At 66.4% G+C, this 23,871-nt stretch carries 17 protein-coding genes; 13 read left to right on the top strand and 4 right to left on the bottom strand.

Annotation, left to right across the window (positions count from 1 at the left end):
• Positions 1 to 165: 165 nt before the first annotated feature.
• Complete coding sequence (phoU, locus tag AC1DRO_RS03125; protein ID WP_079552056.1) at positions 166 to 828, bottom strand: phosphate signaling complex protein PhoU; 663 nt, start codon at positions 826 to 828, stop codon at positions 166 to 168.
• Between the two features lie 207 nt (positions 829 to 1,035).
• On the opposite strand from phoU, the gene AC1DRO_RS03120 reads away from it, so the two are divergent.
• Together AC1DRO_RS03120 and AC1DRO_RS03115 are read left to right on the top strand one after the other, a co-directional pair.
• Entirely contained in the window at positions 1,036 to 2,268 is a 1,233-nt protein-coding gene (locus AC1DRO_RS03120; RefSeq protein ID WP_223915308.1) for a sensor histidine kinase, read from the top strand.
• Positions 2,265 to 2,945: a response regulator transcription factor gene (locus tag AC1DRO_RS03115; protein WP_028276348.1), complete on the top strand. Its 681-nt coding sequence runs from the start codon at positions 2,265 to 2,267 to the stop codon at positions 2,943 to 2,945. Before AC1DRO_RS03120 ends, AC1DRO_RS03115 begins: the two co-directional genes overlap by 4 nt.
• 150 nt (positions 2,946 to 3,095) lie before the next feature.
• Here the strand turns inward: AC1DRO_RS03115 and AC1DRO_RS03110 are convergent, their stop codons facing one another.
• On the bottom strand, positions 3,096 to 3,665 hold the full coding sequence (locus AC1DRO_RS03110; protein WP_459385949.1) for a hypothetical protein: 570 nt from the start codon (positions 3,663 to 3,665) through the stop codon (positions 3,096 to 3,098).
• A 326-nt stretch (positions 3,666 to 3,991) separates the two neighbouring features.
• On the opposite strand from AC1DRO_RS03110, the gene AC1DRO_RS03105 reads away from it, so the two are divergent.
• The 6 genes from AC1DRO_RS03105 to rlmB all read left to right on the top strand — a co-directional run bounded on the left by AC1DRO_RS03105 (position 3,992) and on the right by rlmB (position 9,261).
• Positions 3,992 to 4,474: a CarD family transcriptional regulator gene (locus AC1DRO_RS03105; protein ID WP_026266570.1), complete on the top strand. Its 483-nt coding sequence runs from the start codon at positions 3,992 to 3,994 to the stop codon at positions 4,472 to 4,474.
• 196 nt (positions 4,475 to 4,670) lie between these two features.
• Positions 4,671 to 5,537: an IspD/TarI family cytidylyltransferase gene (locus AC1DRO_RS03100; protein ID WP_476949783.1), complete on the top strand. Its 867-nt coding sequence runs from the start codon at positions 4,671 to 4,673 to the stop codon at positions 5,535 to 5,537.
• Positions 5,534 to 6,052 (top strand): 2-C-methyl-D-erythritol 2,4-cyclodiphosphate synthase, encoded by a 519-nt coding sequence (gene ispF, locus AC1DRO_RS03095; protein WP_476949782.1) that lies wholly within the window; start codon positions 5,534 to 5,536, stop codon positions 6,050 to 6,052. The genes AC1DRO_RS03100 and ispF overlap by 4 nt, the downstream gene beginning before the upstream one ends.
• A 148-nt stretch (positions 6,053 to 6,200) precedes the next feature.
• Entirely contained in the window at positions 6,201 to 6,560 is a 360-nt protein-coding gene (locus AC1DRO_RS03090; protein WP_079552067.1) for a hypothetical protein, read from the top strand.
• A gap of 116 nt (positions 6,561 to 6,676) precedes the next feature.
• Entirely contained in the window at positions 6,677 to 8,125 is a 1,449-nt protein-coding gene (cysS, locus tag AC1DRO_RS03085) for a cysteine--tRNA ligase (protein WP_476949781.1), read from the top strand.
• Between the two features lie 134 nt (positions 8,126 to 8,259).
• The gene (gene rlmB / locus AC1DRO_RS03080; RefSeq protein WP_476949780.1) at positions 8,260 to 9,261 is read left to right on the top strand and encodes a 23S rRNA (guanosine(2251)-2'-O)-methyltransferase RlmB; all 1,002 of its coding nucleotides are present in this window, start codon (positions 8,260 to 8,262) and stop codon (positions 9,259 to 9,261) included.
• Positions 9,262 to 9,582: 321 nt separating this feature from the next.
• On the opposite strand, the gene AC1DRO_RS03075 is transcribed toward rlmB, so the two are convergent.
• On the bottom strand, positions 9,583 to 10,386 hold the full coding sequence (locus AC1DRO_RS03075; protein ID WP_476949779.1) for a carbon-nitrogen hydrolase family protein: 804 nt from the start codon (positions 10,384 to 10,386) through the stop codon (positions 9,583 to 9,585).
• 115 nt (positions 10,387 to 10,501) lie between these two features.
• Here AC1DRO_RS03075 and glgX point away from each other — a divergent pair, with 115 nt between their 5' ends.
• Positions 10,502 to 12,616 (top strand): glycogen debranching protein GlgX, encoded by a 2,115-nt coding sequence (gene glgX / locus AC1DRO_RS03070; protein ID WP_476949778.1) that lies wholly within the window; start codon positions 10,502 to 10,504, stop codon positions 12,614 to 12,616.
• Between the two features lie 22 nt (positions 12,617 to 12,638).
• Entirely contained in the window at positions 12,639 to 12,995 is a 357-nt protein-coding gene (locus AC1DRO_RS03065) for a barstar family protein (RefSeq protein ID WP_079552073.1), read from the top strand.
• 44 nt (positions 12,996 to 13,039) lie between these two features.
• Here the strand turns inward: AC1DRO_RS03065 and glgP are convergent, their stop codons facing one another.
• Complete coding sequence (gene glgP, locus AC1DRO_RS03060) at positions 13,040 to 15,658, bottom strand: alpha-glucan family phosphorylase (protein WP_476949777.1); 2,619 nt, start codon at positions 15,656 to 15,658, stop codon at positions 13,040 to 13,042.
• Positions 15,659 to 15,809: 151 nt separating this feature from the next.
• On the opposite strand from glgP, the gene AC1DRO_RS03055 reads away from it, so the two are divergent.
• The 3 genes from AC1DRO_RS03055 to AC1DRO_RS03045 are packed head-to-tail and all read left to right on the top strand — an operon-like array spanning position 15,810 to position 23,411.
• A complete protein-coding gene (locus AC1DRO_RS03055) occupies positions 15,810 to 17,882 on the top strand; it encodes an alpha-1,4-glucan--maltose-1-phosphate maltosyltransferase (RefSeq protein WP_476949776.1) in 2,073 nt (690 codons plus the stop codon).
• A gap of 5 nt (positions 17,883 to 17,887) precedes the next feature.
• Complete coding sequence (gene treS / locus AC1DRO_RS03050) at positions 17,888 to 19,684, top strand: maltose alpha-D-glucosyltransferase (protein ID WP_476949775.1); 1,797 nt, start codon at positions 17,888 to 17,890, stop codon at positions 19,682 to 19,684.
• Between the two features lies 1 nt (position 19,685).
• Positions 19,686 to 23,411, top strand: a complete 3,726-nt coding sequence (locus tag AC1DRO_RS03045) for a 1,4-alpha-glucan branching enzyme (RefSeq protein ID WP_476949774.1) — start codon at positions 19,686 to 19,688, stop codon at positions 23,409 to 23,411.
• The last annotated feature ends 460 nt before the right edge of the window (positions 23,412 to 23,871 follow it).

Raw genomic sequence — 23,871 nt, 5'->3', positions numbered from 1 at the left:
CGGCCCCCGCCCGGCCAAGCACTAAGCAAGGCACAGAGCACAAACGACGGCGTCCGGCCACCCCCAAGGTGACCGGACGCCGTCGTTCGTATCAGCGCGGTGCTATCAGCGCCGTTGTACCGGCGCCGTTGTACCTGCGGTTGAGTCAGCCGCAGTCGGCCGGAGTCAGTTGTGCTCGATCGTGCTCGGCTGCCACGCGCCCGTCACCAGGTACGTGACCTTCTGGGCCACGGAGACGCCGTGATCCGCGAAGCGCTCGAAGTAGCGGCTGGCCAGGGCAACGTCCACCGTGGTGGCCGGCGACTCCTGCCAGTCGCTGCGGGCGATCGCCTGGAAAACGCTCAGGTGAAGGTCGTTGACGGCGCCATTGGCCTTCATGATCTCCCGGGCCACGCCGAGGTCGCGGGTTGCCAGCAGCTCCGTGAGCTTCTGGGCGATCAGCAGGTCCTGTTCCGCGAAAGCCTTGAAGGTCTCCCGCAGCTGGTCCGGGACCACTGACGCCGGATAGCGCAGACGCGCCAGCTGGGCCAGGTGCCGGGCGAGGTCGCCCATGCGTTCGAGCGAGGCGCTCATCCGGAGCGAACCAACCAGCATGCGCAGATCGCTCGCCACCGGGCCCTGGAGGGCGAGGATGTCGATGGCCCGCTCGTCGAGGCTGTTCTGCAGGAAGTCGATGCGGGCATCGGCGGCAATCACGTCCTCGGCGAGGTCGATATCGGCGCCCTGGAAAGCTGTCGTGGCCTTGTCGATGGCCTCTGTGACCAGCGCTGAGATCTCGACGAGCTGTTCCCTTACCTGGGCGAGCTCCTCCTGAAAAACCTTACGCACGTGTGCGTCCTTTCCTCGGAAATATTGCCTGCAATCGAAGTGGCGGGCCTATTTCGGTTCACCTACCGGCGCTCCAACTGTCAACTCTTTCAGTGTCCGGTGAACTGTTACGCCCCAATAGGTGAACGTTAGCTGAACCGCTGCCCGAATCGCAGGAGATTTCGGTTTCGGTCACGTGGCAGAGCATAAGCTGGAGCCGTGGATCCAATGCTCATCGGCGTGATCGCCGGCCTGATCGGCCTCTCGTTTGGCATGTTCGGCGTACTCGCGTTCCGGGTCAGTGAGCAGCAGCGGCATATTGTCGACGTCGACGTCGATGACCCTTCGCTGCCCGAGGGGGCCGCGGAAGTGCTCGCCGTCCTCGGCCGCGCGTTCGTGGTGGTGGATGCGATCGACGGCGTGGTCCGCGCCAGCCCGGCCGCCTACGCCTACGGCCTGGTCCGCGGGCACACGGTGGTCCACCAGCAGCTGCTGGAACTGACGGCCAAGGTGCGGCGGGACGGCGTCATCCTCGAACAGCAGCTGGAACTGCCGCGCGGCCCGCTCGGCCAGGGCACGATAGTTGTCCAGGTCCGGGCCGCCGTCATCACGGAGGAATATGTCCTCCTGCTGGCCGATGACCGGACTGAATTCACCCGCACCGAGGAAGTCCGCAACGACTTCGTCGCGAACGTCTCCCACGAACTGAAGACACCGGTCGGGGCGATCTCGCTCCTGGCTGAGGCACTCGAGTCGTCCGCTGACGACCCCGAGGCGGTGAAGCGGTTCGCCAAGCGCATGCACAAGGAGTCGACACGGCTTGCGGCGCTTGTCCAGGACATCATTGAACTCTCCCGGCTCCAGGGCGCCAACGTCGCGCAGCAGGGCCGCCCGGTGGACATCAACCTTGTGGTCAGCGAGGCCGTGGACCGCTCCGTGCTGCCGGCCGAGAGCAAGAACATCCAGCTGGTGGTCGGCGGGCACGCCGATGCCCTGGTCTACGGCGACCAGGACCTGCTCGTGACCGCCCTGCGCAACCTGATCGATAACGCCATCCGCTACTCGCCGGAGAACACCAAGGTGGGCGTGGGCATCCGGGCCAAGGACGGTCTCGTGGCGGTCTCGGTGACGGACCAGGGCGATGGGCTCAGCGCCGAGGACCAGGAGCGCGTCTTTGAGCGCTTCTACCGTGTGGATGCTGCCCGCTCGCGGCAGACCGGCGGCACCGGGCTTGGCCTGAGCATCGTCAAGCACGTCATTTCCAACCACGGCGGCGAGGTGACCCTGTGGTCCCGGCTCGGCCAGGGTTCTACGTTCACCATTCGACTTCCCGAGATAGAAGGGCAGGACGACGGGGACGCCCCCGAGGCGGGCAAGCCCGCTGCCCAAACTTCCAGTCGGGACCCCAGACCGCAACGACGTGACGCCGCAGGCGTCCATGAGCAAGGAGCTACCGCTTGAGCAGGATTCTGATTGTCGAGGACGAGGAGTCCTTCAGCGACCCCCTGTCCTACCTGTTGGGTAAAGAAGGCTTCGAAGTGGAGGTGGTGGACAACGGACTGGACGCCATCACCGAATTCGACCGCAACGGTGCCGACCTCGTGCTCCTGGACCTGCAGCTGCCTGGCCAGTCCGGCACGGAGGTCTGCCGCCAACTCCGGCAGCGCTCCGGGGTGCCCGTGATCATGCTGACGGCCAAGGACTCGGAAATCGATAAGGTGGTGGGGCTCGAGCTGGGTGCCGACGACTATGTCACCAAGCCCTACTCCTCGCGGGAACTCGTGGCCCGGGTCCGGGCAGTCCTGCGGCGCCAGAGCGAGCCGGAGGAACTTGTCTCCACCACGGTGCAGGCCGGTCCCGTTCGGATGGACATTGAACGCCACGTGGTCAGCGTCGGGGGTGAGCAGGTCGCCTTGCCGCTCAAGGAGTTCGAGCTGCTGGAAATGCTGCTGCGGAACTCCGGCCGGGTCCTGACCCGCGGGCAGCTGATCGACAGGGTCTGGGGCTCCGACTACGTGGGGGACACCAAGACCCTCGACGTCCACGTCAAGCGGCTGCGCAGCAAGATCGAGCCGGATGCGTCCGCGCCGCGGTACCTGATCACCGTCCGGGGGCTGGGCTACAAGTTCGAGCCCTAAAGGTCGGACGAGGCAGCCCGGCGGCCGCTACTGCCCTGACGCCGGGCTGCCGGGCCGCTGGAAGTCCGGCGCAGTTGAACATCAGCGGACACGCAAAAGGAGGGGCACCTACAGGTGCCCCTCCTTTTGCAATAGGTCCAGCCGTTGAAGCTAGTGGCCGGCCGTGCTGCTCGGCGTCGGCGTGGCCGTCTCGGTCGGCGTAGCCGTCTCCGTCGACGTGGCCGTGCCGGACTCGGTGGGCGCCGGCGTCGGCAGGTACGACTTGTAGTCGACGATCGTGCCGTCCATGACCGGAACCGTGAACTTGGCTTCCTTGTTGGTGCCGTTCTCGGAGATGGTGACCTCGAGGACGGCGCCCGGCTTGGCGCCGGCCGGGGTCAGGATCGCGGCGTCGGTGGAGTCGTTGAGCATGGTGTAGGAGTTCTTCTTGACCGGAACCTGGGTCTGCGAGCCCTCCGCACCCTTGATGGTCAGCACCACGTCGTTGGATGAGGTGTTGTACACGGCGCCGATCACACGGCCCGGCTTGTCCTCGCCATCGGAGACGATGATGAAGTTGCGCAGCTGCAGCGCACCGAGATCCGTCCGGGTTCCGTCCGAGGCCGCGTACTGCTCCGTGGTCTGCTGGGCGTTGATGTAGCCGCAGCCGGTCAGGGACAACAGGCCGATGCCAAGTGCAGCCGTTGCCATTGCCAGCTTGCCGCGCTGGCCCCGGTTCATCGCAGTGAAACGCACGTCACGCACTCCTTGAGAGTCTTGAAACATTATTCAGCCATAGCCTAGCCGCAATCGGCCGCAAACAAGGATTCGGCGACTACACACAAGCGCGGTCAAGTGTGCTCCTCCGGCGACGGGACCCGGCTCGGCGGGGGACGGAAACCTCTTGGCAGTTAGGGCCGCAGGCACTATTATCCGCATTCGTCAAGGGGTTTGAGGGGGCGGATTGAGGCCATTTTCCCCGGATTCATGCGGTTCCAGGCACCTTTTGATGCCAGTTGTATGCCTTAATCGTGATAAACTGGTCTGCGGGAAAGGGGAATGTCCACATGGTTTTTGAGGTCGGCGAGACAGTAGTTTACCCTCACCACGGTGCAGCCAAAATTGAAGAAATCAAGATGCGCACCGTCAAGGGCGAAGAGAAGATGTATCTCAAGCTCAAGGTGGCTCAGGGTGATCTGACCATTGAAGTTCCAGCAGAAAACGTTGACCTGGTAGGGGTTCGGGACGTAGTGGGCAAGGAAGGCTTGGAGCACGTGTTCGATGTGCTGCGGGCCGAGTTCACTGAAGAACCCACCAACTGGTCGCGTCGCTACAAGGCAAACCTGGAAAAGCTTGCTTCCGGTGACGTCATCAAGGTAGCCGAGGTCGTCCGTGACCTCTGGCGCCGTGATCACGACCGGGGTCTCTCCGCGGGAGAGAAGCGCATGCTGGCCAAGGCCCGTCAGATCCTGATTTCGGAACTGGCACTGGCTGAGAAGACTGATGAAGAGAAGGCTGCAAGCGTTCTCGACGAGGTCCTGGCTTCCTAGCACAAGGCCGGCCCAACAGGGCCGGCGCAGATTAAGAATCGAACCCCGGTGGCGTCAGCCGCCGGGGCTTCTTTTTGCCCTTTTCAGCGGCCGCCCCCTCCGTTGCGCTATCAGTTGAGGTCCCTTTGAGCGCTCCAGGGCAGCCACAACCAGGGCAACGGGATGGTCCGAGGCGCGGGGACGTAGTCTTGTGCCCATGGATACTGCACCGACGAATACGTCACAGGCGAATACGTCACAGCCCGGTCCCGCCACGGCGGTCATAGTTGTAGCCGCCGGCTCCGGCCAGCGCCTGGGCTACGGCATGCCGAAAGCAAAAGTGCCTCTCGGCGGGGACACCATCCTCACCCACGCCCTTCGCGGTGTGGCGGCTGCCGGGATCGCACAGCAGATCTGCATTGCGCTCCCCCCGGGCGACACTGAGTTGCGGGCGCTGTGCGAGGCCTTCACGCAGGAGCTTGCGGCCGGACACTCCGGCGCGGCGTCGGGGCAAGCCGGAGCAGCGTCGGGCAACGGCGTCGGGGTTCCCCTTGTGACGGTCGTCGACGGCGGTGCGAACCGCGCCGATTCCGTCCGCGCCGCGATGGCGGCCCTCCTGCCCGATACGGAATCAGTGCTGGTCCATGACGCCGCCCGGGCACTGACGCCTGAAGCCGTCTTTCACCGCGTGGCAGCGGCGCTCGGCGCCGGCGCCTCGGCCGTCATTCCCGTGATACCGGTCGTCGACACCGTCAAGACCGTTGAACCGACCACCGGCGACGGCGCCGCGGTGGCCCCCGAGCTGGTCACCGGGACGGCGCCCCGGGAGTCGCTCCGCGCCGTGCAGACACCGCAGGGATTCGCCCTGAGCACCCTCAAGCGCGCCCACGAAGCTGCCTCCGGGTTCGACGCCGTCCAGGCCGCCCTCGTCACGGACGACGCGATGCTTGTGGAGCTCATCGGGGTCCCTGTCCACGCGGTACGCGGCGCCAGCCAGTCCCTGAAGATCACCACGCCCCTGGACCTGATCCTGGCAGAAGGCCTTCTCGAAGGACCCCTGGGCTTGCGCTGGGTGGAGGGATGAGCATGTCCACCAACCCGCCAGTCATTCCCCCGGTCATTCCCCGGACCGGGATCGGCATCGATGTCCATGCCTTTGCCGCCGAGGACGAGCCGCAGCCGCTGTGGCTCGGCGGCCTCTTCTGGGAGGGAGAGCGGGGTCTGTCCGGCCACTCAGACGGCGACCCCGTGGCCCATGCCGCCGCCGACGCACTTTTCTCGGCCTGCGGGATCGGGGATCTGGGCACGCACTTCGGTACGGACCGGCCCGAATATGCCGGAGCATCCGGCGTGACCCTGCTGGCCGAGGCCGCCCGGATTGTTCGCGCCCACGGATTCGAAATCGGCAACATCGCCGTTCAGTTCGTGGCGAACCGGCCAAAGTTCGGCCCGCGGCGGGAGGAATCCCAGCAGGTCCTCAGCGCCGCTGCCGCGGCGCCGGTGAGCGTCACGGCCACCACGAGCGACGGGCTCGGGTTCACCGGCCGCGGCGAGGGGATCTCAGCCGTGGCAACAGCGCTCGTGTATCCGGCAGGCTAAGCACCGCAGGCTAATCACCGCCGGTTGGGCGCCGCTGGTTAAGCACCGCAGGTTGGGCGCCGCTGGTTAAGCACCGCGGGCCCCGGTCCCCTACGCTTGAGGGAAGACCCAAGCGAGACACCCGTTCCGAACTGCCAGGAGACCTGCCGTGAAGAAGCTGCTGACCGCCGTCGTACTCGTGGCAGGGACCATGCTGAGCGGCTGTGCCGCCTCCACGACAACGCCCCAAACGCCCAGCGCCACTCCGAAGCTCAGTGTCGAGGAAAGCTGTAAGTTCCTCAACACCGACACCTTCGTGCCCTCCGGGAGCGCGAAGGAGCAGGCAGGGCAGATTGGCCAGCACTACCAGGAGGTTGCGGACAAGGTAGCGCCGGAGGTGGGCGCCCCGATCCAGCAGATGGCCGAGATCATGAAGCAGGTTGCGGCGAGCCCTACGGGAACCAAGACGGATCAACAGACGGCCCAGCTCACGGAGCAGATCAACAAGATCGGCCAATACTGCAAGTAGGCCACTGCACCGGCCGTCTCCGGCGGCTGGCCTGCCGGCCTGCGCCGTGCCGGTCTGCGCCGTGCCGGCAAAGCCGCGGGTCAGGGCCCCGGAACCCCATCGGCTAATCTGGAGCGGTGACCCTGCGCTTTTACGACACTGCATCCGCCGAAGTCCGCGACTTCGTCCCCCTGGTACCTGGCAAGGTGAGCCTGTACTACTGCGGAGCCACCGTCCAGGGCATGCCACACGTCGGCCACATCCGCTCGGCCATCGCGTTCGACCAGCTAACCCGCTGGTTGCAGTACCGCGGTTTCCGGGTGACGGCAGTCCGCAACGTCACCGACATCGACGACAAGATCCTTGCCAAGTCGGCCGCCTCCTTCGGCGCCGACTTTGACGACGAGCCCGGAGCCCTCCGCAACGAGGAATGGTGGGCCCTGGCCTACCGCTACGAGCAGGAATTCCTCAAGGCCTATGACACCCTGGGCGTCTCCCGCCCCACCTATGAGCCCCGCGCTACCGGCCACATCCCGGAAATGCACGCCCTCATCCAGCAGCTGATCGACCGCGGCCACGCCTACCCGGCCCTGGACGACTCCGGCGACGTCTACTTCGACGTGCGTTCCTGGTCCAAGTACGGCTCGCTGACGCGGCAGAAACTCGACGACATGCAAGGCGCCCCGGACGCGGACCCCCGCGGCAAGAAGGACCCCCGCGACTTCGCGCTGTGGAAAGGCTACAAGGACGGTGAGCCGACGACGGCGAGCTGGTCTTCCCCGTGGGGCGCCGGCCGCCCGGGCTGGCACCTCGAATGCTCCGCGATGGTCACCAAATACCTCGGCACCGAGTTCGACATCCACGGCGGCGGCCTGGACCTGCGCTTCCCGCACCACGAAAACGAAATGGCGCAGTCACAGGCGGCAGGCCACGGCTTCGCCAACTTCTGGATGCACAACGGGATGGTCACCTACGCCGGCGAGAAAATGTCCAAGTCCATCGGCAACACCGTCAGCCCGACGGAAATGCTCGAGATCGCTCCGCCGCGCGTTGTCCGGTACTACCTCGGGCAGGCGCAGTACCGCTCGGTCCTGGACTACCAGCCGACGTCCCTGCAGGAAGCCGCTGCCGCCGTCGAACGGATTGACGGCTTCCTCAGCCGCGCAAGCAGGGTCCTGCCCGACCCGGGACCGGACGCGTCCGCTGGTTCTGTTCCGGAAGCTTTTGGGGTGGCCATGGACGATGACCTCAACGTCCCGCAGGCACTGGCGGTGCTCCACGAGACCGTCCGGGCCGGCAACACGGCTCTCACCGACGGCGACCTCGACGCCGCGGGTCAGGCGCTGGCCGGCGTCACCGCCATGCTGGACGTCCTCGGCCTCAACGCCACCGCAACGCCGGCGGCCGACGAGCAAGCCAACACCGCCCTTGGCGTCCTGGTCGAGGCTCAGCTGGAGGCGCGCGCCCACGCCCGGGCCGCCAAGGACTGGGCCGCTTCGGACGCGATCCGGGACACCCTGGCGGCTGCCGGCGTCGTCGTCGAGGACGGCCCGGACGGGGCGAGCTGGAGCCTGAAGCGCGGCTGAGCCCCGTTGCCGGCAGCCGGTGAAGGGGGCCGCCGTCGTACCTTCCGGGCCACCCCGAAATCGTGGATTTTACTCGAGTCAGTAGACTGGAGGTCAGACTTATCAACGAATCGCGTATTTAAAGGGTGAAACTCATGGCCAACAACGGTCGCCGCTCGGTCAAATTGAAGAAGGGCCCCTCCGTCGGTACCGGCGGTCACGGCCGCAAGGCACTTGAGGGCAAGGGCCCCACGCCGAAGGCGGAGGACCGCCCCTACCACAAGGCATACAAGAACAAGCAGCTCGCCGAACGCTCCGAGGCCAAGCGCGCCAGCGGAAGCCGCACTACCAGCGCCGCCGCCCGCACCGGCCGCTCCGGTCCCAAGGGCCGCGCCACCGAAGAGGTCGTCACCGGGCGCAACTCGGTGGTCGAAGCCCTGCGCGCCGGCATCCCGGCCAAGGCCCTGCACGTCGCCGTCCGCATCGAAATGGACGACCGCGTCAAGGAATCCCTGAAGCTGGCCGCCGAACGCGGCATCCCGCTGATGGAAACCGGCAAGCCCGAGCTCGACCGGATGACCGACGACGCCATCCACCAGGGCCTCGTGCTGCAGATCCCGCCGTACGAATACCAGGACGCGTACGAGCTCGCCGAAGAAACCCTCGAGGCCTGGAAGAAGGGCCACGTAGCCAACGCCCCGCTCTTCGTCGCACTCGACGGCATCACCGATCCCCGAAACCTCGGCGCGATCATCCGCTCCGTCTCGGCTTTCAGCGGCCACGGCGTCGTCGTCCCGGAGCGCCGCTCCGTGGGCGTCACCGCCTCGGCCTGGAAGACCAGCGCCGGTGCAGCCGTCCGCGTCCCCGTCGCCCGCGCGGCCAACCTGAACAACACGCTCAAGGCGTTCAAGAACATGGGGATCTACGTCCTGGGTCTCGACGGCGACGGCGACGTCTCGCTGCCCGAGCTCACTCTGGCCACCGAACCGGTGTGCATCGTCGTCGGGTCCGAGGGCAAGGGCCTGAGCCGCCTGGTCCGCGAAAACTGCGACCAGATCGTCTCCATCCCGATCGACTCCGCCATGGAATCCCTCAACGCCTCCATGGCCGTCGGCATCTCCCTCTACGAAATCTCCCGCCAGCGCGCCGCAAAGTAGTCCTGCGTTCGGGGCCGGCTTCGCCGGAACCGAAGTTTTGCCGTCGCTTAGACACCTCCCGTCGACGCTTTCGGCCGCGGGCGGCCTTCACCGTCTCTGGTCGGCGATGCGCTCCTTAGCAAAACTCCGGTCCCGTCTCCGACGCTCCCTCACCTTTGGTCGTAAAACGTCAAACGCTCCCTCACCTTTCGCGGTAAACGGCTAAGCGCTCCCTCACTTCTTGTGGGGGAGCGCTTCGGTTAAACGTGCGAAACGTGGTGGAGCGTTTCCGTTTAACGTGCCTTAACGTGCCAAAAGTGAGGGAACTTGGCCGATAGTGACTTAGAACTTGTGGCGGTTGGCCAGGACCGGGAGTTTGGTGCGGGCTTCCTGGACGACGGCGGTGTCCAGGTCGGCGAACAGCAGTCCGGGGGCGCCGTCGAGCTCTTCGAGGACGTCGCCCATGGGGGAGACCACCACGGAGTGCCCGACGCCGGTGGGGGCGGAACCCTTGGCCGGGTGACCCACGCTGGCGGGGTCGCCCTGGCCGCAGGCGAGGATCAGGGTGGTGGAGTCCAGGGCGCGGGCGCGGGCCAGGAGCTTCCACTGCTCGGCCTTGCCGGGGCCCGAGCCCCAGGAGGCGCACACAATGTTGACGTCGGCGCCGAGGTCCGCGTTTTCCGTGAACAGGTCCGGGAATCGGACGTCGTAGCACGTGGCGAGGCCGAACGTCACGCCGTCGAGCTCGAAGGTGACGGGGGCGGTGCCGGCGTCAACCGTGTCCGACTCGGCGAAACCGAAGGCATCGAACAGATGGATTTTGTCGTAGCTGGCCTCGAGGCCGCGCCCGGTGACCAGCAGGGTGTTGCGCACCTTGGCGCCGTTGCCGGCGGTGCCGGGAGTGAACATGCCGGCGACGATCACCAGGCCGAGCTCTGCGGCGAGGTCACGGACGCGGGATGCCCACGGGCCGTCCAGCGGCTCGGCGATATCGAGGAGCGAATTGCCGAAGGCCCGCATGGTTGCTTCCGGGAACACCACGAGGTCCGCGCCGCCGGCCTTGGCCTGGCGCGCGTAGGCGTCCACGAGGTCCAGGTTTGCGGCCACGTCACGGCCGGTAATGATTTGGGCTAGTGCAACGCGCACAATTACCTCCAACTCGGCGCTCCATTACAGTATGCAGTGCGGCGGTCCGTACACTGCAAAACGTCATGAAAACGAAAACGGGGGCCATTTGTCTGGCCCGGCTAAGCTTTAAGCAATGGTTATGTCTTACATAGATACCGCTTCCACCGTAGACGCTTCGCGGGCGTTTCCGCTGGGGATCAGCGTTCCACATACCGGGTCGCCGGCAGTGGACGATCCCCGGGGCGCGTTCGCCAACGTGGCCGTCTACGCGCCCGGCGTAACCACGCTGGAGATCGAATATCAGGCGCCCGGGGGAACCTGGCAGGTGAAGACCCTGCCCAACGTCACCGACGGCGTCCACCACGGAATTGTTGAGGGCATTCCCGCCGGCTCGCGCTATGGCTTCCGGTCCTCCCCGGAACACGAGGCCCTCCCGCTGTCCATGCCCGCCACGGATTTCGATGCCGCCGGCGAGCAGCCGCTGCTGATGGACCCCTACGGCCGGGCCGTCGACGAACGCGATGAGCTGATCACCAGCGTCCGGGTCGGTAACGACTTTGACTGGGGTCTGGACCGCAGCCCGCGGGTCCCGTGGCGCAACACGATCGTTTACGAGGCCCACGTCCGCGGCCAGACGAAGCTGCACCCGGATATTCCGGAGGACCTGCAGGGGACGTACGCCGGGATGGCCCACCCGGCCATGATCGAGCACCTGATCTCGCTGGGCGTCACGGCCGTCCAGCTCCTGCCCGTGCATTTCCACGTGGACGAGCCGCACCTGCAGCAGCTCGGGCTGACGAACTACTGGGGCTACAACACGGCGGCGTTCTTCGCCCCGCATCCCGGCTACGCCACCGAGGCCGCCCAGGCCGCCGGCGCCCACGCGGTCCAGGACGAGTTCAAGGGCATGGTCAAGCTGCTGCATGCCGCCGGGCTCGAAGTCATCCTCGACGTCGTGTACAACCACACCGCCGAGGGCGGCACGGACGGTCCCACCCTGAGCTTCCGCGGCCTGGGCGAGATGCAGTACTACCGCAACGACGGCCACGGCAGGTACGTGGACACCACGGGCTGCGGCAACAGCCTGAACTTTGGCGAACCCCGCGTGGTGCAGCTGGTGCTGGATTCCCTGCGCTACTGGGTGAGCGAGTTCCACATCGACGGGTTCCGCTTCGACCTCGCCGTCACGCTGTGCCGCAACAGCTCCAACGAATTCGATCCGCGGCACCCCTTCCTCGTCGCCGTCGGAGCCGATCCGGTCCTGTCCGGCGTCAAGCTGATTTCCGAACCCTGGGACGTGGGCTACGGCGGCTGGCAGACCGGCCGGTTTCCCGCCGGGTGGGTGGACTGGAACGATCATTTCCGCGACGCCGTCCGCAGCTTCTGGCTCGCCGACCGCGCCGCGATCGACGGCGGTGGCAGCGGCGGCCCGGTGGCCCGCCTCGCGGACGCCCTCTCCGGTTCCGCCCGGCTGTTCGAGTCCTCGGGCCGGTCCCGGCTTGCCTCGCTGAACCTGATCACGGCCCACGATGGCTTCACCCTGGCCGACCTGACGGCCTACGACCGCAAGCACAACGAGGCCAACGGCGAGCAGAACCGGGACGGCCACGGCGATAACCGCAGCTACAACCACGGCTTCGAGGGCCCCACTGAAGACGGCGACATCCTCGCCCGGCGCGCCCAAAGCAGGCGGAACCTGATGGCCTGCCTAATGATTTCCCAGGGCGTACCCATGATCACCGCCGGGGACGAGATCTGCCGGACCCAGCAGGGGAACAACAACGCCTACTGCCAGGACAATGCACTGACCTGGATCGACTGGACCAGCACCACGGAATCCCATGCGATGCTGCGCACCACCAAGCGCGTCATCCGGCTGCGCAAGGAGTTTCTGGCCAGCCAGCCGCATGATTACCCGGCGCGTGACAACCAGTCCTACTTCCACTGGTTCGATGTGGACGGCCAGCCTATGTCCGCCGACACGTGGCATGACCCCGGCCACCGTGTGATCCAGCTCCTGCTCGGATCCGACGACGGGCACGTCGACGGCCTCGTGGTGGTCAACGGCGGCGCCGACGACGTCAAGGTCACCTTGCCTCGGCTGAGCAATGAGGACGGCACCGGGCACCGGCTCTTCGAACTCCGCGTGACGACGTCCGAACTCCATGACCGGCGTCAGGGGGCCCGCGTCGCCTCCGGTGAGCGCGACCTCGTCCAAGCCAACACGATCAATATCTACCGCACCTAAACAATTCGAAATTAAGGCCCCCATGAAGATTTACTCGGCAGAGACCTGGACCATCGAAGAACTCACGGCGCAAATCGGCGACGCCGGCCGGCGCGCCCTGGTGGTCCCCGCCGCCGACACCAAGCAGGCGGTCCTGGACACGTTCGGCGAGCTCCTGGACGTCCCGGAGGACTACGGCACGGACCTGGATGCCCTGCACGATTCGCTGCACGACGTCGCGGATGCCGTGACGGACGACGGCGAGGCGCCCGTCACGTTCATCTGGCAGGTGCCCGCCGCGCTCCGCGCGGACCGCTCCTTCGGCGTCATCTGCGAAACGCTGCAGGACGCCGAAGGCTACGCCGGCAAGAGCCTGGACGTCATCGCCGTCTGCCTCTAAAAGAGCTAGCACGCCACGCGGTGACGGTCAGGCCGCGGTGACAGTCAGGCGTTGACGATCAGGCCCAGCTCCGCTTTTGAGGCCAGGCCGTCGTTCTTGGGGAGCACACGCACGGTGTAGCCGAAGGACCCCGAACGGTCAATCACCAGCGTGCCGCTGAAGAGGTGCCGGCCCTTGCCGAGGTCTTCGGCGGCCTTGAGCTCCGCGACCGTGATGTCCGTCAGCTCATCGGTGTCCTCTGCCCGGCCGTAGGCCACCTCAACATAGACGTCGTCCGGTGAAAGCTCACGCAGCGCCACGTACGCATTTACCTGCAGCAGATCGCCGATCTGCGGGTCCTCGGAGACCCCCACCGAGTCGACGTGTTCAACCTGGATGTGCGGCCATGCGGCCCGGACCCGTGAGCTCCATGCCGCCAGGGCCTTGGCCTGGGCGTAGTTGTCCGCCACGGCATGGCGCCCTGCGATCGCGGCGGGCCGGTACAGGACGTTGACGTAGTCCCGGAGCATCCGTTCCGCGGAAACCGCCGGGCCCAGGTGGGACATGGTGTGCTTGATCATCGAAACCCAGTGCGTAGGAACGGCCTGCAGGCCGGGCTGGGACGGTCCGGCAGCGCCCGCGGCGTCGGACACGGTCAGCCCGTAGAACCGCGGCGCCACCTGCTTTTCGAGCAACTCGTACAGTGCCGCCGCCTCGATGTCGTCGCGTTCCTCCGGGGAGGCGTCGTTGTTGGCGGTCGGGATCGCCCAGCCGTTCTCGCCGTCGTACATCTCATCCCACCAGCCGTCCATGACCGAGAGGTTCAGCGAACCGTTCAGGGCAGCCTTCATGCCGGAGGTACCGCAGGCCTCCAGCGGGCGCAGCGGGTTGTTCAGCCACACATCGCAGCCGGGGAACAGGGTCCGGGCCATGGCGATGTCGTAGTTGGGCAGGAACGCGATCCGGTGCCGCACGGCGGGGTCGTCGGTGAACCGGACGAGGTCCTGGATCATCTTCTTGCCGGCGTCGTCCGCCGGGTGGGACTTCCCGGCGATGACCAGCTGAATGGGGTGCGTCTTGTGCAGCAGCAGCGCCTTAAGCCGTTCCGGGTCGCGCAGCATCAGGGTCAGCCGCTTGTAGGTCGGCACGCGGCGGGCAAAGCCGATGGTCAGGACGTCCGGATCCAGGACGGAGTCCGTCCACGCCAGCTCGGCGTCGGCCGCGCCGCGCTTCTTCCACGCGGCCCGGAGCCGGCGCCGGACATCCTCCACCAGGGACACCCGCATCTCGCGCCGCAACGCCCAGAGGTCCTCGTCGGTGACGTTGTAGGCCAGGTCCCACCGGCCCTGCGCCTCCGCCTCGGCACCGAACTGGTCCCGCGCCAGCGCGGCGATGCGGGGGTCCACCCAGGTGGGGACGTGCACGCCGTTGGTGACGGAGGTGATGGGGATTTCGGAGTGATCGAAGCCCGGCCAGAGGGCGGAGAACATCCCGCGCGAGACCACGCCGTGCAGTTTGGCCACACCGTTGGCCCGCTGGGCCAGCCGCAGCCCCATCACGGCCATGTTGAACACGAACGGGTTGCCGTCGGCGAAGTCCTCGCGGCCCAGGTCCAGGATCTTGGCCACCGGGACGTCCGGGGCGAGGCCGGCTTCGAAGAAGTGCTGAATCTGGGAGATTTCGAAGCGGTCGATTCCCGCCGGCACCGGCGTGTGGGTGGTGAACACCGTGGACGCGCGCCCGGCGGCCAGGGCCTCCTCCCAGCTCAGCGGCGCCGCGCCGGACATCAATTCCTGGATCCGCTCGACGCCGAGGAACCCGGCGTGGCCCTCGTTGGTGTGGAAGACCTCCGGCGCGGGGACGCCCGTGAGCCGCTGGAACTCCCGCAGCGCCTTGACCCCGCCCATGCCCAGCAGCAGCTCCTGCTGCAGCCGGTGGTCTCCGCCGCCGCCGTACAGGCGGTCGGTGATGCCGCGGGCGGCCTCGTCGTTGCCCGGAACGTTGGAATCCAGCAGCAGCAGCGGCACACGTCCGACGTCGGCCCGCCACACGTGCGCCAGCAGGCGCCGGCCCTGGGGAAGCGGCAGGGAGATCTGGACCGGTTTGCCGTTGCCGTCCGGGGAGGCCTCGCGCAGGAGCGTCAGGGGCAGCCCGTCGGGGTCGAGGACCGGGTACGTTTCCTGCTGCCAGGCGTCCCGGGAGAGCGACTGCTTAAAGTAGCCGGCCTGGTACAGGAGGCCGACGCCGATCAGCGGCACGCCAAGGTCCGAGGCCGCTTTCAGGTGGTCCCCGGCCAGGATGCCAAGGCCGCCGGAGTACTGGGGCAGGACCTCGGTGATGCCGAACTCCGGCGAGAAGTAGGCGATGCATGCCGGCGCGCCGTCGCCCAGGCTCTGGTACCAGCGCGGCTGTTCCAGGTACCGGTCGAGGTCATCGGCCGCGGCGTGGACGCGCCGCACCACGTCCTGGTCCGCGGCGAGGCGCTGCAGCTCTTCCCGGCTCACCAGGCCCAGAAAAGTCACGGGGTCGTGGGCGCTCTCCGCCCAGATCCCGGGGTTGAGCCCCTCGAAAAGCTCCCGGGTGGGCCGGTGCCAGGACCACCGGAGATTGGTGGCGAGCCGGGCCAGCGGCCGGATCGACTCCGGGAGTACGGTTCGGACGGTAAATCTGCGGATTGCCTTCACCTGCGAAACACTAACGGACAAGTCGGTGCCCCGGAACTGCTTTAAGATTCTTTCCCGTAAATGACGGATATCACTCCGACCAGAACCGGAAACCTCCGGAAAACGTTCGAGGCCTTAGCATTCTGGCCGTTTTGTAGATAACGTCGAGGCTGTGACGAATAACTCGCGAACCAGCGCCGTGTCCAAGCAAAAGCCCAAGGCCCTGATCACGGATGGCCTTCGATTTGGCCGCTTTCCGATCACCGCCGTGCAACCTTCGGTGGAGGGCGGAAAGTTTCCCGCCAAAGCCGTCGAGGGCCAAACCATTGTCGTGGGAGCCACCGCGTTCCGGGAGGGACACGACCAGCTCGGGGTCAGCGCGGTCCTGCTCGACCCCCGCGGCAAAGAGCGGCAGCGGGTCCGTCTCGCCCCGCCGCGCGGACCCCGCGGAATGGGCACGGACCGCTGGGAAGGCCTCCTGACCCCGCCCGCCACTGGCAACTGGTCCTTCGTCATCGAGGCCTGGCACGACCGCTACGGCACATGGCACCACAACGCCGAGGTCAAGGTGGAGGCCGGCATCGACGTCGAGCTCATGCTGTCCGAAGGTGCCGCCCTGCTGGCCGAAGCCTCCGAAGACGCCTCCCGCCCCTCCGGTGACCGCAGAACGCTGCGGATGGCCGTCGTCGTCCTCTCAGACACGTCCCGGACACCCGAGGAACGCCTCGCCGCCGGCTTCGGCGCCGACGTCGCCGCCGTCGTCGAACGCCAGCCCATCCGCGAACTTGTGACGGTTTCCGAGCCTTACCCGCTGCTGGTGGAGCGAAAGCTTGCCGGAGCCGGCGCCTGGTACGAATTCTTCCCCCGCTCCGAAGGTGCCGTGCGCAACCACGACACGGGTGAATGGACCTCCGGCAACTTCCGCACGGCTGCGCAACGCCTCGACGCCGTCGCCGCCATGGGCTTTGACATCATCTACATGCCGCCGATCCACCCGATCGGCGTCCAGCACCGCAAGGGGCCGAACAACACCCTGATCGCCGGACCGCACGATCCCGGTTCGCCGTGGGCCATCGGATCCCACGAGGGCGGCCACGACGCCATCCACCCGGATCTGGGCACCTTCGAGGACTTCGACGCCTTCGTAGCGCGGGCCGGTGAGTTGGGACTCGAGGTGGCCCTGGACCTTGCCCTGCAGGCCGCGCCGGACCACCCGTGGGTGCAAAGCCACCCGGAATGGTTCACCACGCGCGTCGACGGCACTATTGCCTACGCGGAGAATCCGCCAAAGAAATACCAGGACATTTTCCCGCTGAATTTCGACAACGACCCCGCAGGGCTGTCCAACGAAATTCTAAGGATTGTGATGCTCTGGGTCAGCCACGGCGTCAAAGTGTTCCGGGTGGACAATCCGCATACCAAACCCGTCTGGTTCTGGGAATGGCTGATCGGCAAGGTCAATAAGAAGCACCCCGACGTCGTCTTCCTCGCCGAGGCGTTCACCCGCCCGGCCATGATGCACGCGCTTGGCCGGGCCGGCTTCCAGCAGTCCTACACCTACTTCACCTGGCGGAACACCAAGGAAGAACTGGAGACATACTTCCAGGAGGTCAGCCACGAGTCGGCGGCCTACTTCCGGCCGAACTTTTTCGTCAACACCCCGGACATCCTCACCGAGTACCTGCAGTTCGGCGGCCCGGCGGCCTTCAAGATCCGTGCCGCCCTGGCCGCGACGGCAAGCCCCATCTGGGGCGTGTACGCCGGCTTTGAGCTCTACGAACACGTGGCCCGTCCCGGCGCCGAGGAGTACATCGACAACGAGAAGTTTGAGTACAAGGCCCGCGACTGGGACACGGCGGCAGAATCGGGGCGCACCCTGGCCCCATACCTGACCCGGCTCAACGGGATCCGGCGCGCACACCCGGCCTTGGGGGATCTGCAGAACCTGACGGTGCACCAGAGCTCGGACAGCTCCACCGTGGTGTACTCCAAGCACAAGACCCTCGCGGACGGGACCAAGGACACCCTGATCATCGTCGTCAACGTGGACCCGCACGGCACCCGGGAGAGCACGGTGTCCCTGGACCTGCCGGCGCTGGAACTGGACCCGGAGAACTTCACGCACAACGGCCGTTTCATGGTTGATGACCTGCTGACCGGCGAGAGTTGGGAATGGGGGGAGTACAACTACGTCCGCCTGGACCCGCACGCCGAGCCCGTTCACATTCTTAGCATCCGGAGGTAGTGCCAGTGAGTTTTAGCCCGCAGAACCCGAGCCAGCACTTCAGCCCGAGGGGGAGCTTTGAATTGAATGCCCCGGGCCTCCAGCACGATCCCCTCTGGTACCGCAAGGCGGTCTTTTACGAGGTGCTCGTGCGGGGCTTCGCCGACGGCAACGGAGACGGCTCGGGCGACTTCCACGGCCTGATCGAGAAACTGGACTACCTGCAGTGGCTCGGGGTGGACTGCCTGTGGCTCCCGCCGTTCTTCCAGTCACCGCTGCGCGACGGCGGCTACGACATCTCGGACTACAACTCCGTGCTGGACGAGTTCGGCACCATCAGCGACTTCAAACGGCTCGTGGCCGAGGCCCATGCCCGGGGCGTCCGGGTCATCATCGACCTTCCGCTGAACCACACCTCCGACCAGCACCCGTGGTTCCAGGAGTCGCGGAAAGACCCCGACGGTCCGTTCGGCGACTTCTACGTCTGGAGCGACACAGACGAGAAGTACGAAGACGCCCGCATTATCTTCGTGGACACGGAGGAATCCAACTGGACCTTCGATCCCATCCGCCGGCAGTTCTTCTGGCACCGGTTCTTCAGCCACCAGCCCGACCTGAACTTCGAGAACCCCAAGGTCATTGACGCGCTCTTCGACGTCGTGCGGTTCTGGCTGGACCAGGGCATCGACGGCTTCCGGGCCGACGCCATCCCGTACCTGTTCGAGGAGGAGGGCACTAACTGCGAGAACCTGCCGCAGACCCACGAATTCCTCCGCCAGCTCCGCCGGATGGTCGATGAAAGCTACCCGGGCCGCGTGATCATTGCCGAGGCCAACCAGCCGCCCGCCGAAGTGGTGGAGTACTTCGGCACCGAAGAGGAACCGGAATGCCACATGGCGTTCCACTTCCCGATCATGCCGCGGCTGTACTACGCGCTGCGGGACCAGAAGGCGGCCCCCATCATCGAGACGATGAAGGACACGCCGGACATTCCCGAAGGCGCCCAGTGGGGCACGTTCCTGCGCAACCACGACGAACTGACGCTGGAAATGGTCACTTCAGACGAACGCGCCGCGATGCTCGGCTGGTACGCGCCGGATCCACGCATGCGCGCCAACATCGGCATCCGGCGCCGGCTGGCCCCGCTGCTGGATAACTCCCGCTCCGAGATCGAGCTCATCAACGCCCTGCTGCTGTCCCTGCCCGGCAGCCCGTTCCTGTACTACGGGGACGAGATCGGCATGGGGGACAACATCTGGCTCGAGGACCGTGACGCGGTCCGCACCCCGATGCAATGGAACCCGGACCGGAACGCCGGGTTCTCCCACGCCGACCCCGGCAAGCTGTACCTGCCGGTGATCCAGTCGCTGGTCTACAACTACAGCATGGCGAACGTGGAGGCCGAGGCCGCCCATTCGGGGTCCCTGTTGCGCTGGACCAGGCAGATCCTGAGCGTCCGCAAGAACCACCCCGCCTTCGGACTCGGCGGGTTCAAGCACGTGGAGGCTGACCACGACGTCGTCCTGGCCTATCTGCGTGAACTCCCCGAAGGCAACGCTGCCGGCGCGGACGCCGAGACCATCCTGTGCGCCTTCAACCTCTCCCAGCACCCCGTGGCGACGAAACTGCGCGTGCCCGGCTTCGCCGGAAGGGGCCTCCGGGACGTCTTCGGCGGCCAGGCGTTCCCGGGCATCGGCGAGGACGGAACCCTGACGCTGACCCTGGGCAGCCACGATTTCTTCTGGTTGCGGATCCGTTCCGCCGCCTCCAACCCGGCATCCCCGTTCACACAGGCGATGCCCGTACTGTCCATCGAGGGTTGAGATGACGCGAACAGCCCTTGCCCCGGCCTTGAGCGGACTGCTTGGCGCCTGGCTGCCGCGCCAGCGATGGTTCCCTGTCAAGACCGCCGAGTTCACCTTCGAACCGGCGGGCGGCCTGCGCCTGGAGGCCGGCGCCGGCGGGGCCACGTTCGAGGTGTTGCTGGTCGCGGTGTCCTACCCCACGCCCGGCGGCAGCCGCACCGACGTCGTCCAGGTGCCGCTCAGTTTCCGGCCAGAACCCCTTCCGGGGGCAGAACGCGCGCTGATCGGCGAACTTCCCGGCACCCGCGCTGATGCCGCCCACCAGTGGGTGTACGACGGCGTCCACGACGCCTCCTTCGTCGCCGCCTGGCTGGAGCTCATGCGGCACGGCGCAACGACGCCGTCGGGCAACGCCACCGGCCACCTGGTGGAGTCCGGCTACAGCCTTCCGTTCGCAACAGGCAAGGTCAAGGTCCTGGCGGGCGAGCAATCGAACAGCTCGGTTATCGTCGACGACGAGGACGGCGGCACAGTCGCCATCGTGAAGTTCTTCCGAGTGCTGTCCGAGGGCCAGAATCCCGAGGTTGAAATCGGTGCGGCGCTGACTGCGGGGCACAGCGCGGAGGTCCCGGCAACCCTTGGCTGGGTGGCCGGAGAGTGGGAGGTGCCGGCGGCCGCAGCCGGGGCGGAGCCATCAGGTGCCCACCGTCCTGCCACTGTCCGTCCCGCCTCCGGCGAGCTTGCTGTGGCGCACGAATTCCTCGCCGGCGGACTCGATGCGTGGCGGCTCGCCGTGGACGCGGCCAGCCGGGGGATCGGGTTCGCTGCCGAAGCCCACGCGCTGGGCGCGGCGACAGCCACCGTACACCGCAGGCTCGCCGAGGCCCTGGGCACAGCCGCCGAATCTGCGCCGGGGCAGGACATCGCGCCGGGAGTGGCCGAGCGCGTCCGTCAGTCCTGGGCCCAGGCCGGCCAGGCCGTCGGGCCATACGAAGAAGCCCTGGACCGTCTCCTCGGCCGGCTCGAGGGTACCAGCGCTGGCCCGCTCCAGCGTATCCACGGCGACCTCCATCTCGGGCAGATCCTGCAGGTGCCCGGCAGCATGGTCCCGGGCGAGCCGGGGGCCCCACCGCGCTGGGCCATCCTCGACTTCGAGGGCGAGCCCCTGCGCCCCATCTCCGAGCGCAACTTCCCGGACGTCGCTCTTCGCGACGTTGTCGGCATGCTGCGGTCCTTCGACTACGCCGCCGGCGCCGCCGTCCGCGAAAACCCCGGAGCCGTGGTGCCCGGGACCTGGGTGGATGACTGCGCTGAGGCGTTCCTGGCCGGCTACGCCGACGTCATTCCCGGCAGCATCGACCGCGACTCGCCGCTCTTTGTGGCGCTCTGGCTCGACAAGGCCCTCTACGAAGTCATCTACGAACTAAGGAACAGGCCGGACTGGCTCTCCATCCCGGTGAACGCATCGCGTCGTCTCCTCGGCAGTACAGGTTCCGGCGTCGCCGCCGAAGCCGCAGCGGAAGGTATAAAAATGACAGGATCAGCACGTATCGATCGGCCCGGCACGCCACTGCCCGTGGATGGCGAGACCCTTGCGAGGGTCTCCAGCGGCGAACACCACGCGCCCCACTCGGTCCTCGGCGCCCACCTCGATGACCATGGCCATGTCACCATCCGGACGGTCAAGCACTTGGCGGAAGCGGTCTCGGTCGTGACGTCGGCAGGTTCGACGCCTATGACGCACGAATCGAGCGGCGTATGGGTGGCCGTGATGGAGCCGCTCGAGCGCGGCCATGTGCCGGATTACCGGCTCGAGGTGACCTACAAGGACCACGAGCCGCAGGTCATGGACGACCCCTACCGTTACCTGCCGACCGTCGGCGAAGTGGACCTGCACCTGATCGGTGAGGGCCGGCACGAGCGTCTGTGGGATGTCCTCGGCGCGCATGTGCAGCACTACAAGTCCTCGCTTGGCGACGTCGACGGCGTGTCCTTCGCCGTCTGGGCCCCGAACGCCCAGGCAGTGCGAGTCAAGGGTGACTTCAACGGCTGGGACGGCCGCGAACACTCCATGCGCTCCCTCGGTTCCACCGGTGTGTGGGAGGTCTTCATTCCCGGGGTTGTAGCAGGGGCGTGCTACAAATTTGAACTCAGGACCCGGCACGGATACTGGGTGGAAAAAGCGGACCCGCTGGCCTTCGGCACCGAGGTCCCGCCGCTGACGGCATCCCGGGTGGTGGAGCCCTCTTACGTCTTCAAGGATGCCGAGTGGATGCAGGCCCGCGCCGCCCGCGATCCGCACAACTCGGCCATGAGCGTCTACGAGGTCCACCTCGGTTCCTGGAAGGTGGGGCTGGGCTACCGCGAACTGGCCAAGGAACTCGTGGAATACGTCAAATGGCTCGGCTTCACCCACGTGGAGTTCATGCCCGTGGCCGAGCACCCCTTCGGCGGCTCGTGGGGCTACCAGGTCACCTCGTACTTCGCGCCGACCTCGCGCTTCGGGCACCCGGACGAATTCCGCCACCTCGTTGACGAACTCCACCAAGCCGGCATCGGCGTCCTCCTCGACTGGGTCCCGGCGCACTTCCCCAAGGACGAGTGGGCCCTGGCCCGGTTCGACGGCGAAGCGCTATACGAGCACGCCGATCCGAACCTGGGCGAGCACCCGGACTGGGGAACGCTGATCTTCGACTTTGGCCGCAGGGAGGTGCGCAACTTCCTGGTGGCCAACGCCCTGTACTGGCTCGATGAGTTCCACATCGACGGGCTCCGCGTGGACGCCGTTGCCTCGATGCTCTACCTCGACTACTCCCGGGAAGAGGGTCAGTGGCAGCCAAACCGTTTCGGCGGCCGCGAAAACCTGGAAGCGATCTCCTTCCTCCAGGAGGTCAACGCCACGGTCTACAAAACCCACCCCGGCGCGGTCATGATTGCCGAGGAATCCACCGCATTCCCGGGCGTCACGGCACCCACGAGCGGCGGCGGACTGGGCTTCGGCCTCAAATGGAACATGGGTTGGATGCACGACTCGCTCAAATACATGGCCGAGGACCCGTACAACCGCCGGTGGCACCACGGCACCATCACGTTCTCGATGGTCTACGCCTTCACGGAAAACTTCCTGCTGCCCATCAGCCACGATGAAGTTGTGCACGGCAAGGGCTCCATGCTGCGCAAGATGCCCGGTGACCGGTGGCAGCAGTTGGCAAACCTGCGCGCATTCCTGGGATATCAGTGGGCCCACCCGGGCAAGCAGCTGATCTTCATGGGCACCGAATTCGGCCAGGAAGCGGAGTGGTCGGAGCAGTACGGCCTGGACTGGTGGCTCGCGGACATCCCGGCACACAACGGCATGCAGCTCCTGACCAAGGACCTCAACGAGCTCTACCGTTCCACGCCGGCGCTGTACGAGCGGGACAACCAGCCCGAAGGGTTCCAGTGGATCAACGGGGGAGACTCGGACCGCAATGTGCTGACGTTCATCCGCCGCGACGCCGACGGCAACCCGCTGGTCTGCGCCGTGAACTTCTCCGGCGGCCCGCACACGGACTACCTACTCGGCGTCCCGACCGCCGGCGAGTGGCAGGAAGTGCTCAACACCGACGCCGCCAGCTATGGCGGTTCCGGGGTGGAGAACACTGGAACCCTGACCGCGACGAAGGACGGTCTGGACGGACAACCGGCCATGCTCACCGTCACCCTGCCTCCGCTAGGGGCCGCGTACTTCAAGCCGCTGGGCTAGGCGCTAGGAGCTAGGCGCAGCGCCCGGGCAGCAGGTCTGGCGCGCGTAGGGAAGTGTTTGCGAGAGGCCCGGAATCCCCGTGATTCCGGGCTTTTCTGCACCGTCTTCTGTGCCGCTTTGTCAGCCGGTCCAAGTGGTGGTAGAGTTTATTTCCGCGCTGCTCCCCGGAGTTGAACGGCCACCAAGACCCAGAAGCCTATGGCAAGAATGAGTCTGGATCGCCGATTTGACTAGGGTGAAGCGGCCGGGTAAGTTTGAAAAGTTGCTCCGGAGCGATCCGCGACTGAWTGTTGGTTGTGGTGGTGCCGGGTGTGTCTGTTGTTTGAGAACTCAATAGTGTGCCAAGTTTGTTGATACCAATTTATTGTATTGAATTGGTTGAATTTGCCGGGCCCGCCACCCCGTGGTGTGGTCTGGTGTTTTTAGCTGGTTTCAAATTTGTGCAGCGTGTGCATCCCCC

Source organism: Arthrobacter sp. P4_F11 (assembly GCF_056401395.1).
This window is presented reverse-complemented; position numbering and strand designations above follow the sequence as displayed.

What these genes read in the sequence shown, in the direction of transcription:
- AC1DRO_RS03120 (WP_223915308.1), top strand. Translation starts at nt 1,036, where the DNA reads ATGCTCATCGGCGTGATCGCCGGCCTGATCGGCCTCTCGTTTGGCATG.
- AC1DRO_RS03110 (WP_459385949.1), bottom strand. Translation starts at nt 3,665, where the DNA reads ATGAACCGGGGCCAGCGCGGCAAGCTGGCAATGGCAACGGCTGCACTT.
- AC1DRO_RS03105 (WP_026266570.1), top strand. Translation starts at nt 3,992, where the DNA reads ATGGTTTTTGAGGTCGGCGAGACAGTAGTTTACCCTCACCACGGTGCA.
- AC1DRO_RS03100 (WP_476949783.1), top strand. Translation starts at nt 4,671, where the DNA reads ATGGATACTGCACCGACGAATACGTCACAGGCGAATACGTCACAGCCC.
- ispF (WP_476949782.1), top strand. Translation starts at nt 5,534, where the DNA reads ATGAGCATGTCCACCAACCCGCCAGTCATTCCCCCGGTCATTCCCCGG.
- rlmB (WP_476949780.1), top strand. Translation starts at nt 8,260, where the DNA reads ATGGCCAACAACGGTCGCCGCTCGGTCAAATTGAAGAAGGGCCCCTCC.
- glgX (WP_476949778.1), top strand. Translation starts at nt 10,502, where the DNA reads ATGGTTATGTCTTACATAGATACCGCTTCCACCGTAGACGCTTCGCGG.
- AC1DRO_RS03065 (WP_079552073.1), top strand. Translation starts at nt 12,639, where the DNA reads ATGAAGATTTACTCGGCAGAGACCTGGACCATCGAAGAACTCACGGCG.
- AC1DRO_RS03045 (WP_476949774.1), top strand. Translation starts at nt 19,686, where the DNA reads ATGACGCGAACAGCCCTTGCCCCGGCCTTGAGCGGACTGCTTGGCGCC.